Genomic DNA, 16,020 nt, shown 5'->3' with positions numbered 1-16,020 from the left:
AAGATTCGGACAGTGCGGGACCACACAAGGCGGCCCCGAGCAGTCTGGGCCACTCCGCCCCACCGCGGCCCCCGATCTGACTGCTGGTCCGTCGGCTCGGGAGTGTCAGGAACGTTCACAGAACACGTGAGGGGCGGGCAGTTCATCGGGCGCGGCCATGCGCTCGACGCCCGCGTGGACCGGTCCAGCCGACCCCACGGGCGCAGGGTTGGCACTCGATGACGCCACCGGCGTCGACCGGCGCGATCACCGGCAGCCTTGGGAGCGTCAGGTCGCAGTGCCCCGCCCCGGGCAAAGGTGTACGCCGCAATGAACTCGCCGATCAGGACGGCGATCGCCGCAGGTCCTCGCTTCGGAGCGTCCGGCAGGACCGAAGTGTCACCGACGCGGTGCTGGCGGTGGTCAGCCTTCTTTGGGTAGGACAACGCATTGACGTGGTCATCGACACTTCCCCATCGTACCTACTGGTCGGTATGCTGCGGTGAGCGGTAAACGACAGGAGTCGCGATGTCCGTGACCAACCGCCAGATCCGTATGGCAGCCCACCCGGTGGGCGTAGTGAAGCCCGAAGACTGGGAGCACTGCTCCGGACCCGTCGAGGAACCCGGCCCCAGCCGTTTCGCGGGCCGCACCCGCGTCATCTCCCTTGATCCGGTGATGCGCGGTTGGCTGGACGATTGCCCCTCCTACCTGCCGCCCGTGGCCATCGGCGAGGTGATGCGCGCCGGATCGGTCATCGAGGTCACCGATTCCAACCATCCCGTTTCCAGCCGGGCGATCACGTGGTCGGCACCTTCGGCGTCCAGGAGTACGTGGTCTCCGACGGGAGAGGCACCATGAAGATCGACACCTCACTCGCCCCGCCCTCGACATGCCTCGGCGCGCTGGGCATGCCTGGCATGACCGCCTACTTCGGCCTGCTCGACGTCGGGGCCCTGCAGGACGGCGAGACCGTGTACAACAACGCCACGCCGGTCAAGGGCCCCTCCAACTATCTCTCGCTGCTGGTGCGCCGCGCCCGCATGGAGGGAATTGTCGTATTCGACTACGCCAGGCGCTACCCGCAGACGGCGCAGGACATCCCGGCCCGGATCGGCGCCAGCCGCATCAAGGTCAAAGAGCACGTGGTCAGCGGAAGCACGGACGACTTCCCTGAGGCGTTGCAGATGCTCTTCCGTGGAGAGAACGTCGGCAACCTGGAGCTTGCATGACCGCGATGAGGATCGCCGACCGGGACGAGTTTCCGCCGCCCGCCGGGGACAGGGTCCGCAAGTTCGACCTGGCCGTACGGGTCGCCGACGGGAGTGGGAGGGCATGACCTTCGTCTCCCCCGTTCGAAAGCTCCTGGTCGCCAACCGCGGAGAGGTCGCCTGCCGTGTCTTCAGAGCAGGCCGGGCCCTGGGGATCGCGACAGTGGGCGTACGCTCCGCCGACGACGAGGCATCCCTGCACGTTCGGCGTTGTGACGAGCTCCAGGTGCTGGCGGGCACCGGTCCCGCCGCCTACCTGGACATTGACGCGGTGGTGGAGGCTGCCGTCGTTTCAGGGGCGGACGCGCTCCACCCGGGATACGGGTTCCTGTCCGAGAGCCCGGAGCTCGCCCGGGCTTGCCAGGACGCCGGTCTCCTGATGGTCGGCCCCGCTGCCGAGACCCTGGACCTCCTCGGGGACAAGGCCCGCGCGCGCGGTTTGGCCGCAGACACCGGCGTACCGGTGCTGCCGGGCACCCATCACCCGACCGAGATCTCCGAGATGCTGTCCTTCTGGGACCGCGAGGCGGACGAGCTGGGCTCCGACGCAGCCGTCGTCATCAAGGCCGTGTCCGGCGGCGGTGGCCGCGGTGTGCGCGTGGCGCGCAGCCGCGCCGAGGTTGAGCGGGCGTTCACGGAGTGCGCCGGCGAGGCCCGACGGGCTTTCAGAAACGGTGACTTGTACATCGAGCGTTTTCTCTGCCTCGCCCATCACGTCGAGGTGCAACTCGTCGGCGACCACCATGGGCGGGTCGCTCATCTGTGGGACCGGGACTGCAGCATCCAGCGGCGCCACCAGAAGCTGATCGAAACGGCCCCGAGCAGGGTCCTGGCCGGCGAGGCGCGCTCGCGGATGTTGGAGGCGGCCGTGCGCCTCGGTGCAGCGGCCGGCGTCGTCGGCGTGGCCACCGTCGAGTTCCTCGCGCAGCCGGACGGCAGCTTCTACTTCATCGAGACCAATCCCCGGCTGCAGGTCGAGCACACCGTCACCGAGGCGGTGCTCGGTGTCGACCTGGTCGTCCTCCAACTGCAGCTTGCCGGGGGTGCGTCCTTGTCGGACCTGCGGCTGGAGCAGCCCGACGTGCCGGCCCCGCGGGGCCACGCCGTCCAGGTCCGGATCAATGCGGAGGAGATGCGCCCCGGCGGCGAGGTCGTCCCCTCCACGGGCACACTCACCGAGTTTGAAACGGCGACGGGCGCCGGTGTGCGTGTCGAGGCGGCGGGCTACCGCGGTCTCACCCTCAACCCTCGCTACGACTCCCTGCTGGCAAAGGTGGTGACCCATGCCCCCGATGCCGGGGCAGCCGTGCGGCTCGCCTCCCATGCTCTTGCTGAGAGCCGCATCGAAGGTGTCCGGACCAACCTGGCGCTCCAGCGGGCCGTCCTCGCGCACCCGGACTTCGCCGACGGCATCTGCGACACCGCCTGGGTCGAGCGGAACGCCGTGGCGTTGCTGCAACAAGCCGCTGAGCTTGCACCGTTGTCCCCTCCACCAGCGGCCGATACCGCCTCGGGCGGGGACGAAAGCGACCTGCCCGGCGATCACGCCGTCCGCGCGCCCCTGGGCGGTGTGGTCATCGCGGTCGAGGTGACCGCGGGACAGGCGGTGGCGTGCGGCGACGCGCTGTTCACCGTCGAGGCCATGAAAATGCAGTATCCGGTCCAGGCGCCCGCAGCGGGCGTAGTCACCGCCGTCGCGGTCTCGCCCGGCGAAACGGTGACCGAGGGCGAAGTCCTTGTCAGCCTTGAACTGACCGTGGACGCAGCCGAGGAGGCGGACGACGACGGCACATCCGTCGATCTCAACCACCTCCGGCCCGATCTGGAAGCCCTGCTGGAGCTACGGCACGGCCGACTCGACCAGGCCCGACCGGACGCCGTCGCCAAACGGCGCCGGCGTGGGCAACGCACCGCCCGGGAGAACATCGCCGCCGTCACCGACGACGGCCTGGTCGTCGAGTACGGCGGTTTCGCGGTCGCCGCTCAGCGCAACCGACGTGAACTGGCCGACCTGGAGGCCAAGTCCCCGGCGGACGGCATCGTCACCGGCCTTGGACGCGTCAACGGCGATGTCTTCGCCGAGGACCGCTCGACCTGCGCCGTGCTGGCGTACGACTACACCGTGATGGCCGGCACTCAGGGCTACTACAACCACCGCAAGACCGATCGCCTGCTGGAGATCGCTCATCAGCAACGGCATCCGGTGATCTTCTTCACGGAGGGTGGAGGCGGAAGGCCCAATGACAGCGACGTGCCGGTCGTGGCGGGGCTTCACTTGACGACGTTCGTCGCCATGGGCCGGCTGAGCGGTACGGTGCCCACCGTCGGCATCGCGGCCGGGAGGTGTTTCGCCGGCAACGCCGCCCTGCTGGGCACCTGCGACGTCGTCATCGCCACGGAAGACTCCACCATCGGCGTGGGCGGCCCTGCGATGATCGAGGGCGGCGGCCTCGGCACCTTCACACCCGAAGAAGTCGGCCCGATCACGGTACAGAGCCGCAACGGCGTGGTGGACCTGGCCGTCACGGATGAAGCCGAGGCAGCGACGGTAGCCCGCCGGTACCTGAGTTACTTCCAGGGAGACCTGCCGACGTTCGAGATACCCGATCAACGAGCACTGCGCCACGTCGTTCCCAAGAACCGCAAGCACGTCTACGACGTGCGGAAGGTCCTCTCCGGATTGTTCGACAGCCGCTCGGTCCTGGAACTGCGCGCGGGATTCGGCACGGCAGCCGTCACCGCACTCGCTCGTCTCGACGGCAAGCCGGTCGGCGTCATCGCCAACCAGCCGTCGGCGGGCGGCGGCGCCATCGACACCCCGGCCGCGGACAAGATCGCCCGTTTCCTCCAGCTCTGCGACGCCTACTCACTGCCCGTCGTCTCCTTGTGCGACACCCCGGGATTCATGGTCGGACCCGAGTCCGAGAAACAGGCAGCCGTACGGCACTTCTCGCGTCTTTTCGTCCTCGGCGGCAACATGACGGTGCCCATCGTCACGGTCGTCCTCCGCAAGGCGTACGGGCTGGGCGCCATGGCCATGGCGGCCGGCAGCTTCCACAACACCGCCATAACCGTCAGCTGGCCGACCGGTGAGTTCGGCGGCATGGGCATCGAGGGCGCCGTACGGCTCGGCGCACGAGACTTCCTCGCGGCCATCAGCGACCCGACAGAACGGCAACGCCAGTTTGAAGGGCTCGTCGCCCTCGGCTACGAGCAGGGCAGCGCCGTCAACACCGCACGCCACCTGGAGATCGACGACGTGATCGACCCGGCCGAGACCCGAGCAGTCATCGCCGCCGCCCTTCTCGCCAGGCCCGCACCGCCACGCGACCCATGGGCCAACAGTAGGCGCCACCCCGGTATTGATACCTGGTGAAGGTCCCTCTCGCGGATCAGCGGGTACGGCGCTTGGCCATGACCTTGTGCTGCGCCGCTGATCGATCCGGCTCGACAGCAACAAGGAGACGGAGACCAGCGCCCACCGCTCACCTCGATGGTCCAGGAGCCGTACGCGTCGCCGTCCTCGACTACCCGCGGAGGGATCCGCACCAGCTCCAGCCAGTTGAGTCGGTCCGGGCGAGGACGGCATGGCAGCGGCGGACCGCGACTTGTTGGAGGGCGAGTTCAGCGACGGGTGCCGGAAGTTCGACCGGGGCGGCGGCGACGTGGATGCGGACGGCTCCGGCTGTCTGCTCGAGGTGGTCGAGGGTGAGCCGCGAGATCGCGGCGTGCCACTGGGCATGGAGGAGCAACAGCAGGCTGGCGCGGCGGTCGTCGAGCTTGAGGGTGTCGTCGTGCAGCAGACGACGGGCGGTGTCCCGACGGGCGTCGTCATCCATCGCCTGGGTGGGGCCGTTCCATCTCACGGCCGGGAAGCTGAGATCGCGGGTGATCTTCCGGGCCAGGGCCCAGCGCACGAAGTGGCCCGTCTCCCGGTGGTGGCGGACGTCGTCGCTGGTCATCCAGCATTCAAGTTCGGCCTGGCGGCAGGTGACAAGGGCGGTGCCCGAATCCGGCCGCCGAGACGGCCCTGGCCGCCGTGCCGGGCCAACTCACAGAGGAGCCAGGGTCCGGTCAGCCCGCCCCGCCGCACAGCGTGCACTCGCCGAGAACGCATTCGACTTGAGTGTGACACCAGCCCGGGACGGCGAAGAATGCTGGAGCGGCGACCTCCTCGCCGTCCCGGATTGAGCCTCGGCACCGCTGCCCCAGTGCCGAAGAATGCCGAGGGGAAAACTGTTGTCGGCCAGCAGAGTTGAGCCGAACATCAGCCATTGAGGCACGGGGGTGGTGATGCTTGGTCAGTGGGAGACAGTCGGCGAGGCCGACGGCATCGAGGCGTACGTGCACCGCCCGGCGGGTGAGGTGCGGGGCGCCGTGGTGGTTTGCTCCGAGCTGTCACCGAGGTGACCTGGCGGGAGGGCTCCCGCCAAGCGATGACCTCCCGCTTCCTCTCCGTCAAGGTCCGGCCGGCCGGGGTGCGCTCGCACCGGCTGGCCCAGGCAGCCGCAATGACCGAGAACGGCCGGCGGGACGGCGTCCTGCCCGAGGCGCGGCTGCTGGCTGAATGGCCCGACGGCCAGGACGAACCAACCCGCTTCTGGCTGTCCAACCTGCCCGACGACACCCCGATCCCGGAGCTGGTCCGGCTGGCAAAGATCCACCGGCGCATCGAGCACGACTACCGCGAACTCAAGCACGGACTGGGCCTGGACCACTAGCTTGACTCTGTCGGGGATCTTGGAGTTTCGCGGTGCGGCAGCATAGTCAAGGGGCATGCTCGGGTACTTCCGTTGACCGATGCAGCTGTCGAGGTGTCTGTTGTCCCTCCGCCCGCGTTCCGGTGAGCAAGTCCCGCCTCTGACTGCGCAGGTCGCGCGGGCGAGCAACCCGGGCGGCACGACGGCGAGATGGGTGCGCGACCGGCTGGATGGGACGAGGACTTCGTCGACTGGTACCCGCGGGACGGGCGTCCGGGTCTCTCGCCTGCTCAACTGGCCACCGTCTGTGTGCTGCAGTTCCTGCTCGGTCTGTCGGACCGGCAGGCCGCCGAGGCGGTCCGCTGCCGCATCGACTTCAAGTACGCGATGGCCATGGAGCTGGACGACCCTGGCTTCCACCACAGCGTGCTGGCCGAGTTCCGTGACCGTCTCGCCGAGGGGGATCGTGCTGACCGCCTTCTCGATCTCGCGCTGGCCCGCCTCAAGGAGGCCGGCCTGGTGCGCGAGCGCACCACGCAGCGCACCGACTCCACCCATGTCCTGGCCCGGTGCGGGATCTGACTCGCCTGGAGCTGATCACCGAGGCGGTCCGCGCCGCACTGGAAGAAGTCGCCGGCATCTCCCCTCACCTGCTGGACGAGCTGGTCGATGAGGACTGGGGGCTCCGCTACGGCCGCCCGGTCCGCCTGGGCAAGAACCCCACCAAGCCCAAGACCAGGATCCTCGCCACCGGAAACGACGCACCGTCCGGCTCCTGGAACACCTCTCCCAGCACGGAGCAGACCGCACGTCCGGCCCGCGTATCCAGGCCCTGCGCCAGATCATGGTGCAGAACTACCACCGTGATGCCGCAGGACACCTGCGCTGGCGCACCGCCGAGACGGAAGGCGGACCCGGGCTGCCGCCCTCGTCACGGGCGATCGTCTCTCCCTACGACACCTCGGCCCGCTACGCACGGCACGGACACATCATCAGCTGGAAGGGGTTCTCCGCTCACCTGACCGAGACCTGTGCTCCCGACGGCCCCAACGTGATCACGGACGTGGCTACCACCGCGGCCACCACCCACGACAGCCAGGTCCTGCCCGGCATCCATACCCGCCTGCGGCGTCGCGGGTTGCTGCCCGCCGAGCACCTGGTCGACGCCGGCTACACCTCCCTGCCCCACCTGGAACAAGCCGCACGTGAACACCAAGTCACCGTCTCCGGGCCACTCCGGGGTAACCCCACCCGGCAACACCGCCGAGGCGAGGGCTTCGCGCGGGACGACTTCCACATCGACTACGACCGCCAGCAGGTCACCTGCCCACAGGGCCAGGGCAGCCAGGGCTGGCACGGCCCCTACCCGACCTCCTCACCCACCGCGGCCCCGCTGATCGTGGCCAGGTTCACCAAGAGTCAGTGCCGGCCCTGCCCGGCCCGAGCCCAGTGCACCACCTCCCGTGAAAGCACCCGCACCGTGGGCTTTCCCCCACGAGAACTCCGCGACCTGCAACTCCGCGTCCGCACCGAGCAGCAGACGCCCGAGTGGAAGACCCGCTACGCGGTCCGCTCCGGAGTGGAGGGCACGGTCAACGAGTTCGCCCACGGACACGGCATGCGACGCTGCCGCTACCGAGGACAGGGAAAGGCCCACATCCAGCACGTCCTGACGGCCATCGCCGTCAACATCGAGCGCCTCAGCGGACTGCCGCCGACCGAGGAAGCCCCCATGCCCCGCCGGCCGACTGCCTTCCAGAACTACCTCGACCAGCGCGAGATATCCCGGCCGAAGTCCTGGCGAACCCTGGGCAGCTGACCTCGGCAACTCCAAGATCCCCGACAGAGTCAAGCTAGGCGGGAAGCCGCGATGGGAGATGGGCCGGAGCGCGTTGAGACTCGCTCGCCGCTCTGGCCTGCTACAAGCAGGGTGCGCGCTCACGGCTGATCTACCGGCCCAAGCGGCACGTCGATCACAGGCGTGTTGGCACACGCAGTTTCACCTGGGCCGATTTCCACGATCTGCTAATCGCCGCCCACCACCAGTTCGGCGCACCGATCTGTGCTGATGAGGTTCGTGGGACCTGGGGGCCGCACAGAAGCGCTGGCCCGAGTCTGTCGTTACAGCAGCGTGGTGAGGTGGCGCAGCTGGTGGACGAGGGCGGGCTGGGGAGGGGGACGCTGCCGATCTCGGGGTGGTGCTGGCGGGTGATGTGGGGGTGGACCTGGTCCATGTCGGGTGGGTTGAGCAGGCGATGTCCTTCACCCTGCCCCTCGCCCTGCCGCGCCGGGGTGGCGCCCTGGACGTCCGGGAGATCACCGAGGCGGAGATGCTCCGGATGGAGCGCCTCGGCTGGACGATCACGGGATCGACAGGACCAGGCCGGCCCGGCGGCACGAGTACCAGGTCGGCAGGATGGCCGTCCAGCTCACGCCCGTCCTGCACCGCATCGCAGCGGTTCCCGAACGGCACCCCGGCGACCGGCGCATCACCCTGCAGGGACATGGCATCCGCGATGCCGACGGCTGGGTCCTGTACTGGTGAAGGTGCTCCGCTGGTGAAGGTGCTCCGCTGGTGAAGGTGCTCTGCCGGTGAAGGTGCTCCGCTGGTGAAGCGCGAGGCCGCACCCGGCGGTCGGTCGCGGTCGGGTGGGATCACGGAACGGCGGGCCGACGGTGGATCGAGGAACGGTACGAACTGGGCGGCCGGGTGGTCGATGGGCAGGTCGGGGCGCCAGGCGGTGAGGATCTGCGCGCTGCACTCGAACTGGTCCGGCGGCAAAAGGGCTTCTCGAAACCGAGTGCGGGGCTGGGGGTTCCGTACGGGCGTGCTGTTCAGGTGATTGTGCCCGCATGCCGGTTCGGCCCGGCGATCACCCGATCTCGGGATGGACGTCGACTCGCACGTTCCACGGCCGAAAGACCAACAGCCAGTTACCCCTCACCAGGACCCGCGCCAGCTACGCTCAACGGTGATACCCCTGATGCTGGCCGAGGTTTCGTCTGCGCCAGTAGGCCACCGACGCGGCGACGACGAACACGGCGGGAACCACCACCCCCATCGCAACTCCGGGAGAGAAAACCATCTCCAGTACCCCGGGCAAGTCGGTGAACATGGCCACCACCATCAACAAGGCCAACGGGAAGGCGGCCCCCATGGCACACCCCAGACCCGCCAGCAGGGCAAACCGCCTGGCCTCACCCCGTTTGATCCGGGCCTCGAACCCGACGGCCGGCGCCCAGCCGGTCCCGCGCAGCTCCTGCCACGTACGGCGCAGAAACGCGATCTCGTCATCCAGGCTGACATGGGCGTCGTCCACATACATCAGCTGCACTCGTCTGCCGGTGAAGCCGTAGGCGTACGAGACACGTTCCGCCGCAGCGTCCTGGAACGCTGCTCCTGGATTGACCTCTACCCGGATATCCTGGACATCCGCCCAGGCCAGGCGCCGCACCCGCAGGAAGCCGCGCACGCGTATGCCGCCGCGGTCCACAACCGTCGCCGCGCGGGCGGCCGCCGCGATCAGCCAGGTGAAGAAGGCCAGCAGGAGCAGTGTGACGAGCGCCTTCGCCGTGGTCGGGATGCTGTCATCCGTCCACAGCGGATACAGTCCGCTCGGAAGCGCGATCACCGTCCCGATCACCACCCCGACCATCCGCCCGGACCCGGTCCGATACTCCCGTGGCAACGACGTCCCGATGCTCATGCGTCCCCCTCTTCCTGGCCCGAGGGCCAAACCCGGCCCAGGCTCTGCTGCGAAAGTGGATCTCGATTCTGGCAGCGCGATGGCACCTGGGCCAGGATCGTCACCCAGCTCCAGGCCCAGGCCGACACCAAGAGCCTGATCACATGGGCGCGTTGGCCGACGGCGTGTGACTGCTGGCCCTAGCTCGGCTTGCCCACGAAGCGGACCTCTGATCCCGCCTCGATGTCGAAGAGGTGTGCCAAGTAGCCCCTTCGACAAGCGCGGTCCTGCCCGGCTCATCGTGGCAGCGATGCCGGACCCACTACGCGGGAAGGCTGCTGAGCAGGTCCCCAAGTCGGCCCGGCCATGGGTGGCGACCGGTTCGCTACTGTCGGCGCTTCAGGTGGCGGCGCGGGGGTCAGAGCCCGCTCCATACGGAGGTCAACGAGGCCTCACCACGTAGGACACCGGCTTAAAGGTGTGGGTTATGTCGGGGCGCCAACGCGGTCCGCGCCAGATCGCGTAGCCAGACGTGTGCGGGGTCGGTGTCGTAGCGCTGATGCCATGACAGGTACACCACGGCCGGCGGCAGTTCGAACGGCAGCGGGAGCAGGGTCAGACCGAGAACCGTGGCCGCTGAACGCGTCGTCGATTCGGGGGCTGTGACGAGGAGGTCGGAGCCGCGCACGAACTCGAACGCGGCCCCTTCGGTGGGCGCGGTCGCCACTACCCGTCGGGTGAGGCCGAGCCGCGTGAGAGCGTCGTCGAGGGCGTTGCCGAGCCTTCCGCGCCGCGAGACGGTGATGTGCTCGGCCGCGGCGTACCGCGCGGCGGTGACAGCCTTGACTCGGGTGAGCGGGTGCCCCCGCCGCACGACGATGACGTGCTGGGTCTCAGCCACCCGATCGGCGCGAAAGTCGGGCGCGGTCGGGCGGTTCGCGTTCGCCTCCAGGTCGACCTCGCCGCGACGCAGCTCGGGGGTGTCGATGCTCGATTCCGCGATGAAGCGCAAACGCACGCCCGGCGCCTGCTTGCATACGGCCGCGAGAAGCGCGGGGCCACTGAGGGCGACGAGTGAATCGTGCCAGCGGAGTGTGAAGGTGCGCTCGAGCGTCGTGAGGTCGAGTTCGCGGCTCGGTGCCAGCACGCCCTGGACCTGCTGCAGCAGCTCGTGCACCTGTTCCCGGACGGCGATCGCGTACGGCGTCGGGGTCATCGTGCGCCCGGTACGCACCAGGATCTGATCCCCCGTCGTGCGCCGGATCCGGCCGAGGCTTCGACTCATCGCGGGGGCGGTGACGTGCAGGCGCTCAGCAGCTCCGGCCACGCTGCCTTCCTCCAGGAGCGCATCGAGCGCGGCAAGCAGGTTCAAATCCAATTGCATGCGAGTAATCCTAGGCGTGCCTGACATGCATTTGAAGTTAATTACGGGGCTGCATACCGTTGAGGCGAAAGCGCAAGAAGTAACGCGCAGTTCGACCCTCGACCGGCCTCATCACCCCTTCTCAGACGGGAGCACCACCATGTACGAAACGCTTCAGACCACTGACGTCGCCGCCTCCGACGCCGACCTGCTCAGCCAGACTGCGAACGCCGTGCGCGCAGCCGGTTCGGCGCTGCGCGAGCGCTTCGGCGAGGTGGTCCGCTACCAGACCCGCGAAGAGCTGATGCGCGCGCTCGCCGCCAACGACGACACGGCCCTCGACATCCTGCGCCCCCGCCTCACGCGCCTGCGCCCGGACGCCGGCTGGGTGGAGGACGAACTGGACGGCGGGGCGCTGCCGCCCGGCGAATGGTGGGTCGTGGATCCGGCCGAGGGCAACGTCAACCATCTGCACGCCCTGCCGGAGTGGGCGGTGACCGCCACCCTCGTGCGTGAGAACCAGCCGGTGCTCACCGTGGTCCACCTGCCGTTGACCGGCGAGACCTACACCGCGCTCACCGGCGCGGGCGCCCACCTCGACGGCCGGCCGCTGCACGTCTCCCAGACCGCGGACCTCGGCCTGAGCATCGTGGCCACCAGCCAGGCCCGGCCGGACGAGGACGAGAAGGTCGTGCGGCGCGTCGGCTCCTCGATCACCGCGATGCTTTTCGACGCGCTCGTCGTCCGCACCGCCGTGCCCGCGACCCTGCACCTGCTGAACGTGGCCGCCGGCCGGATCGACGCCTTCTGGCAGTTCGCCGGCGCCCGCGCGGATCTGCTGCCCGGGGCGCTGCTCGTCACCGAGGCCGGCGGACAGATCTCCGACGCCGAGGGCCGCCCCTGGACCCCGCAGGGCGAGAGCTTCCTGGCCGCCGCGCCCGGCGTCCACGCCGAGGCCGTCGCCACGCTCTCACGCTGACCGCGCACCACAACCTGCACGCACGGAAGGACCAGATCAACATTGAACACGATCGCAGTTCTCGGAAACGGCCGCGTCGGCGGCAACCTGGCCACTGCCCTCATCCGGGCAGGGCATGAGGTGACCGTGGCGGACCGCGCGCCAGGCGCCGCCGCCGACGCTGCCCGGACAGCCCAGATCGTCATCAACGCCACCCCGGGTGCCGGCTCGCTGGACCGGCTCGTCGCCCTGCGCGAAGAACTCCGGGACAAGATCCTCGTCGACGTCTCCAACGCCACCACCGACGGACCGGACGGACTGCCCGCCGACCTGATCTACCCCGGCTCAAGCCTCGCCGAGCAACTCCAGGAAGCGCTCCCCGAAACGCGCGTCGTCAAGACACTCAACACCATGCTCTTCCCGGTGATGACCGCGCCAGCCGCTCTCACCCGGACGCCGACCGCGTTCCTCTCCGGCGAGGACCCGCAGGCCAAGCAGACCGTCCGTGAACTGCTCACCGACCTCGGCTGGCAAAAGGAGTGGATCACTGATCTCGGCGGGATCCAGACCGCCCGCGCCACGGAGGCCGCGATCCTGTTCGTACCGCACGTGATTCGGTCCAGCGGATTCGCGCCGTTCGCGATCTCAATCGCCCGCTGATCCGTACACAGTGCACCGCCCCCGGCGGGCCCACATCCAGAACGGATACGACAGCGCAGCCAGGGCCGGCGATTCAGCGCCGGGCGGCGACCCGTGGCCACCCTTCCCGGGGCTCTGGGCCTCGCACCGAGGAATCGGCCCATCTCGCGGCGGACACGCTTGCGCAGCTGGTCGCGAATCTGCCCGCCGATACCCGCAGCGGCCGCCGACACCAGCCTCACACTCGCCGATCCAAATGCGCGTGCGTGTGCATGGCTCCGGCGCTGGCGCTGGCGCTGGCGCCGGACGGCATCACCCTGCCGCTGAAGTAATGACCTTCATCGATGGTCAGGCTGCCTGGCCGTATCCGTCCGCGCCGGGGCCGTCGCCGCGCAGCGGGCTGAAGTCGACGTCCAGGTGCGGGTCGTGTCCGCAGGCCAGACGCGTGAGGAGATCCACTGAGCAGGTGTGGGGTCACCCTCGAGAAGGAGGTGGCCGCTTTCAAGGCTCTGTCCGCGGTTCCGTGATCGACCAGCTGAGGAGTTCTTGATTAGTCGAAGGCCACGACCAGTCGAACAGCGTCATCACCGAAACGATCCGCCAGAGCTTCCATTACGGCAAACACGTGTGGCCAGTGGGACCTGGGCCCCAGGATGGAACCAGCCGTCAACGACTCGTACCGGCAAAGCAGGTCTCCGCGGTTCCACTCGACGTAGTGGTCGCCTTCTTCCAGTTCGTGTGGGCGTGGACCCACCGCGGTAACCAGCTCCGGGGACCATTCAGCCGGAACAAGTTGCTGATGCAGAGTCGAGGGCTTCGCCAGGGATGACCAAGTGAGCCGGCCAATGTAGTGCTCCGGAGCAGTTGCTGGATCCAGTCCGGCGATCTCAGCCCAGCTGACCCAGGTGGCCCCTGTCAGGTGGCCGTCTGCCACCCAAGGCTGCAGGCGCTCGCGTAGCCCGCTCGACAAGTCGTCGGGCAAACCACGCTCCGCGGCCAGGGGCGGGTAGCCCGCGTGGTTGCGCACGCCGAAGAGGCATCCGAAGGACGCGTAGTCGGTCTCGTCGTACAAGGGCCAGAGATCCATTGCGCCGACCCACGGCTCGCCCTCGTAGTAGTCCGTGCCGACGCCCGGATGGCGAAACTCGATACCGCCGTGGATGTCCGTACTCACGGCGCCTGACAGTACAAGTGCTCGGAGCCACGGTCTTCTGCATTTCAGTGCCCACAGCTCGTCCGTTGCGTTCCGCAGACAGGGGCTGCCTCACTGCCTCACCATGCACTCTCGTCAGCCACTCAGCGAGAACGGCGCGCCGCGCCTGGCTCAGCAGCGGCAGGACCCCGTCGAAGTCCGCATGATCCTTGGGCCGTGCCGCCTTCGCCTTGAACAACAACACCAGCTCCGGCACCAGATAGGGGATGCCGTCTGCAGTCCGCTCGATGATCGCGTCGTACGGCAGCCGCAGGCTCTCGTCCCGCCGACAGATCCATGTCCCGCCGCCGTGAGCAGCATCCTTACAGCCGTTACGCCGTCCGGCGCGCTTCGCCGTCCGTCCATAAACCACTCCAGCAGGAGCAGGACTCCGACAACGACGAGCAACAACGGGAGAAGGACAATCCACAAGGTCGACACGCGGGCCATTGCACCGCAAGGCTCCCGCGGCACGAAAGCCCCCACCCGCGCCCCACGGCATAGTGGCCGAAGCGGGGGGCTCTTGAAAGAGCAGCCCTAGTAGGGCTTGGTCATCTTGCTATCGGTGCGGGTATGTCGCGGCGGCAGGTGGGGCAGGCGCCGGTCCAGAGGGCGAGGAGTGTCTGCAGTTCACGGACGATCTGGTAGAGACTCAGACCGCCGCTGTGTCTTTTGGGGCGCGAGCCATGCGCCTGAGGGTGCAGAAGGCATGGGCGGCGGAGACGAGGGTGACATGGTGGTGCCAGCCGCCCCAGGTGCGGCCTTCGAAGTGGGCAAGTCCCAGGGCCTGTTTCATCTCCCGGTAGTCGTGCTCGATGCGCCAGCGCAGCTTGGTCAGCCGCACCAGGGTGGCCAGTGGCATGCCGGAGGGCAGGCTGGACAGCCAGAACTGCACCGGCTCGCTCTCGGTGGCGGGCCATTCGGCCAGCAGCCAGCGTTCAGGCAGCTCGGGAGCGTCCGTGGTCTTGCGTAGGCCCCGTCCGGCGGGCCGGACCCTGAGGGCGACGAACCGCGAGTACATGCGCTTGAAGCCGTTTCGGCCCGTGCCCGGCCGGGAGCCTACCCGCCAGGAAACCGGCCGTGCAGCCGCCCGGCCTACCGCGATGACCAGGTCTTTCACCGTCTGCGCAGGGTCGGGGTACTGCGCTTTCGGTGGTAAGGCCGGTGCCCGCGTAGGGGGCTGGACGGGCCGGGCGTCGGCCGGATGGGCGGTGTGGCGGCAGGAGATCCCGACCGCATAGGGCAGGCTGCGTTCCTCCAGCCCCAGACGGAAGGCGGCGGCATCGCCGTATCCGGCATCCGCCACGACCAAGGGGACATCGACGCCCCACGACCGGGTTTCGTCGATCATGTCCAGGGCCAGCTGCCGCTTCTCCACATGCCCCACCTGGGCGGGGATGCCGCAACGGCCGCGGCGGGCGACCTTGGCCGCATCCGCCTGTCCAGAGGCCGGATCCCATGAAGCGGGCACGAACAGCCGCCAGTTCACTGCGGCCGAGGCCTGCTCACGGGCCAGGTGCAGCGACACTCCCACCTGGCAGTTGGTGACCTTGCCCGCGGTGCCGGTGTACTGCCGCGACACACACGCAGACGCGTCCCCGTCCTTGAGGAAGCCGGTGTCGTCAACGATCAGCGCCTCCGGACCGATCGCCTCGTGCATCCTCCAGGCCAGCCGGGCCCGCACATGCGCCGGATCCCACGGGCTGGAGGTGATGAAGTGCGCCAGCGCCTGCCGGTTGCCGTCCTCGCCGAGGCGGGCTGCCATCGGCTCCACCGACTTACGCCGCCCGTCCAGCAGCAGCCCTCGCACATACGCCTGTCCCCACCGCCGCTGGTCCGCACGGAAGAACCCGTCGAACAACTCCGCCGCGAACGCCTCCAGGTCCCCCCGGGCCTCGGTCATCTCCTCAGGTGTCACACCACGACAACGCCACCCACGAGGCAACAGACACGCCACTCAGGAGTGAAGATGACCAAGCCCTACTAGAGCGCTGCCGAGCAACCGGTGCCCGAAGGTGCGATGTGCGCCAGCGCTGACGAGGCAAGCGTCAGTACGGAACGGATGCGATGCAGTTCGGGCCAGCCATGGCCTCCAGCGGCGTGTCACCCATGAGCATCAGGCCACCGGGCCGGGATGGGCCGCGGCGGGCGGCTGCGGTGAGGCTCCGGGGGCGATGACCGTTCCCTCCTGAAGATCATCGGGGCGCTGATCCAGGTACCCCTCGGGACACC

The 16,020-nt window shown here is 68.7% G+C and carries 13 protein-coding genes and 4 pseudogenes; 11 read left to right on the top strand and 6 right to left on the bottom strand.

The window, feature by feature from the left end; all coding sequences use genetic code 11:
* Positions 1–507 precede the first annotated feature (507 nt).
* From N8I87_RS41425 to N8I87_RS41415, 3 genes are all read left to right on the top strand, one after another.
* Entirely contained in the window at positions 508–840 is a 333-nt protein-coding gene (locus tag N8I87_RS41425) for a hypothetical protein (RefSeq protein ID WP_263216077.1), read from the top strand.
* Positions 837–1,211 (top strand): MDR/zinc-dependent alcohol dehydrogenase-like family protein, encoded by a 375-nt coding sequence (locus N8I87_RS41420; RefSeq protein WP_263216076.1) that lies wholly within the window; start codon positions 837–839, stop codon positions 1,209–1,211. Before N8I87_RS41425 ends, N8I87_RS41420 begins: the two co-directional genes overlap by 4 nt.
* 103 nt (positions 1,212–1,314) lie before the next feature.
* Positions 1,315–4,626, top strand: coding sequence for an acetyl-CoA carboxylase family protein (locus N8I87_RS41415; protein WP_263216075.1), 3,312 nt, complete (start codon positions 1,315–1,317; stop codon positions 4,624–4,626).
* Positions 4,627–4,777: 151 nt separating this feature from the next.
* On the opposite strand, the gene N8I87_RS41410 is transcribed toward N8I87_RS41415, so the two are convergent.
* Positions 4,778–5,212, bottom strand: a complete 435-nt coding sequence (locus N8I87_RS41410; protein ID WP_263216074.1) for a hypothetical protein — start codon at positions 5,210–5,212, stop codon at positions 4,778–4,780.
* A 429-nt stretch (positions 5,213–5,641) separates the two neighbouring features.
* Here N8I87_RS41410 and N8I87_RS41405 point away from each other — a divergent pair.
* The 5 genes and pseudogenes from N8I87_RS41405 to N8I87_RS41390 form a co-directional block, all read left to right on the top strand.
* Positions 5,642–5,968: pseudogene (locus N8I87_RS41405) on the top strand (IS701 family transposase); the annotation flags it as partial.
* Between the two features lie 192 nt (positions 5,969–6,160).
* A complete protein-coding gene (locus N8I87_RS41400; protein WP_263216073.1) occupies positions 6,161–6,532 on the top strand; it encodes a transposase in 372 nt (123 codons plus the stop codon).
* Positions 6,533–6,794: 262 nt separating this feature from the next.
* Positions 6,795–7,769 carry a transposase gene (locus tag N8I87_RS41395; protein WP_263216072.1) on the top strand — a complete coding sequence of 325 codons (975 nt, stop codon included), beginning with the start codon at positions 6,795–6,797 and terminating at the stop codon, positions 7,767–7,769.
* 80 nt (positions 7,770–7,849) lie between these two features.
* Positions 7,850–8,008 (top strand): annotated as a pseudogene (locus N8I87_RS44830) (IS630 family transposase); the annotation flags it as partial.
* A 358-nt stretch (positions 8,009–8,366) separates the two neighbouring features.
* Complete coding sequence (locus N8I87_RS41390) at positions 8,367–8,495, top strand: hypothetical protein (RefSeq protein ID WP_263217007.1); 129 nt, start codon at positions 8,367–8,369, stop codon at positions 8,493–8,495.
* Between the two features lie 421 nt (positions 8,496–8,916).
* Here the strand turns inward: N8I87_RS41390 and N8I87_RS41380 are convergent, their stop codons facing one another.
* Positions 8,917–9,657: a PH domain-containing protein gene (locus N8I87_RS41380; RefSeq protein WP_263216071.1), complete on the bottom strand. Its 741-nt coding sequence runs from the start codon at positions 9,655–9,657 to the stop codon at positions 8,917–8,919.
* 260 nt (positions 9,658–9,917) lie between these two features.
* Here N8I87_RS41380 and N8I87_RS44610 point away from each other — a divergent pair.
* Positions 9,918–10,015 (top strand): annotated as a pseudogene (locus N8I87_RS44610) (transposase); the annotation flags it as partial.
* Between the two features lie 93 nt (positions 10,016–10,108).
* On the opposite strand, the gene N8I87_RS41375 reads toward N8I87_RS44610, so the two are convergent.
* Positions 10,109–11,020 (bottom strand): LysR family transcriptional regulator, encoded by a 912-nt coding sequence (locus N8I87_RS41375; RefSeq protein WP_263216070.1) that lies wholly within the window; start codon positions 11,018–11,020, stop codon positions 10,109–10,111.
* 139 nt (positions 11,021–11,159) lie between these two features.
* Between N8I87_RS41375 and N8I87_RS41370 the strand changes: the two genes are divergently transcribed.
* Both N8I87_RS41370 and N8I87_RS41365 read left to right on the top strand, forming a co-directional pair.
* The gene (locus N8I87_RS41370) at positions 11,160–11,978 is read left to right on the top strand and encodes a 3'(2'),5'-bisphosphate nucleotidase CysQ (protein WP_263216069.1); all 819 of its coding nucleotides are present in this window, start codon (positions 11,160–11,162) and stop codon (positions 11,976–11,978) included.
* Positions 11,979–12,020: 42 nt separating this feature from the next.
* Positions 12,021–12,617 carry an NADPH-dependent F420 reductase gene (locus N8I87_RS41365; RefSeq protein WP_263216068.1) on the top strand — a complete coding sequence of 199 codons (597 nt, stop codon included), beginning with the start codon at positions 12,021–12,023 and terminating at the stop codon, positions 12,615–12,617.
* Positions 12,618–13,146: 529 nt separating this feature from the next.
* Here the strand turns inward: N8I87_RS41365 and N8I87_RS41360 are convergent.
* The 3 genes and pseudogenes from N8I87_RS41360 to N8I87_RS41350 form a co-directional block, all read right to left on the bottom strand.
* On the bottom strand, positions 13,147–13,770 hold the full coding sequence (locus N8I87_RS41360; protein ID WP_263217005.1) for a hypothetical protein: 624 nt from the start codon (positions 13,768–13,770) through the stop codon (positions 13,147–13,149).
* A gap of 103 nt (positions 13,771–13,873) precedes the next feature.
* Positions 13,874–14,101 (bottom strand): annotated as a pseudogene (locus tag N8I87_RS41355) (hypothetical protein); the annotation flags it as partial.
* A 339-nt stretch (positions 14,102–14,440) separates the two neighbouring features.
* A complete protein-coding gene (locus N8I87_RS41350; protein ID WP_263216066.1) occupies positions 14,441–15,691 on the bottom strand; it encodes an IS701 family transposase in 1,251 nt (416 codons plus the stop codon).
* Between the last annotated feature and the right edge of the window lie 329 nt (positions 15,692–16,020).

This window comes from Streptomyces sp. HUAS 15-9, assembly GCF_025642155.1.
Classification (GTDB): Bacteria; Actinomycetota; Actinomycetes; order Streptomycetales; family Streptomycetaceae; genus Streptomyces.
This window is presented reverse-complemented; position numbering and strand designations above follow the sequence as displayed.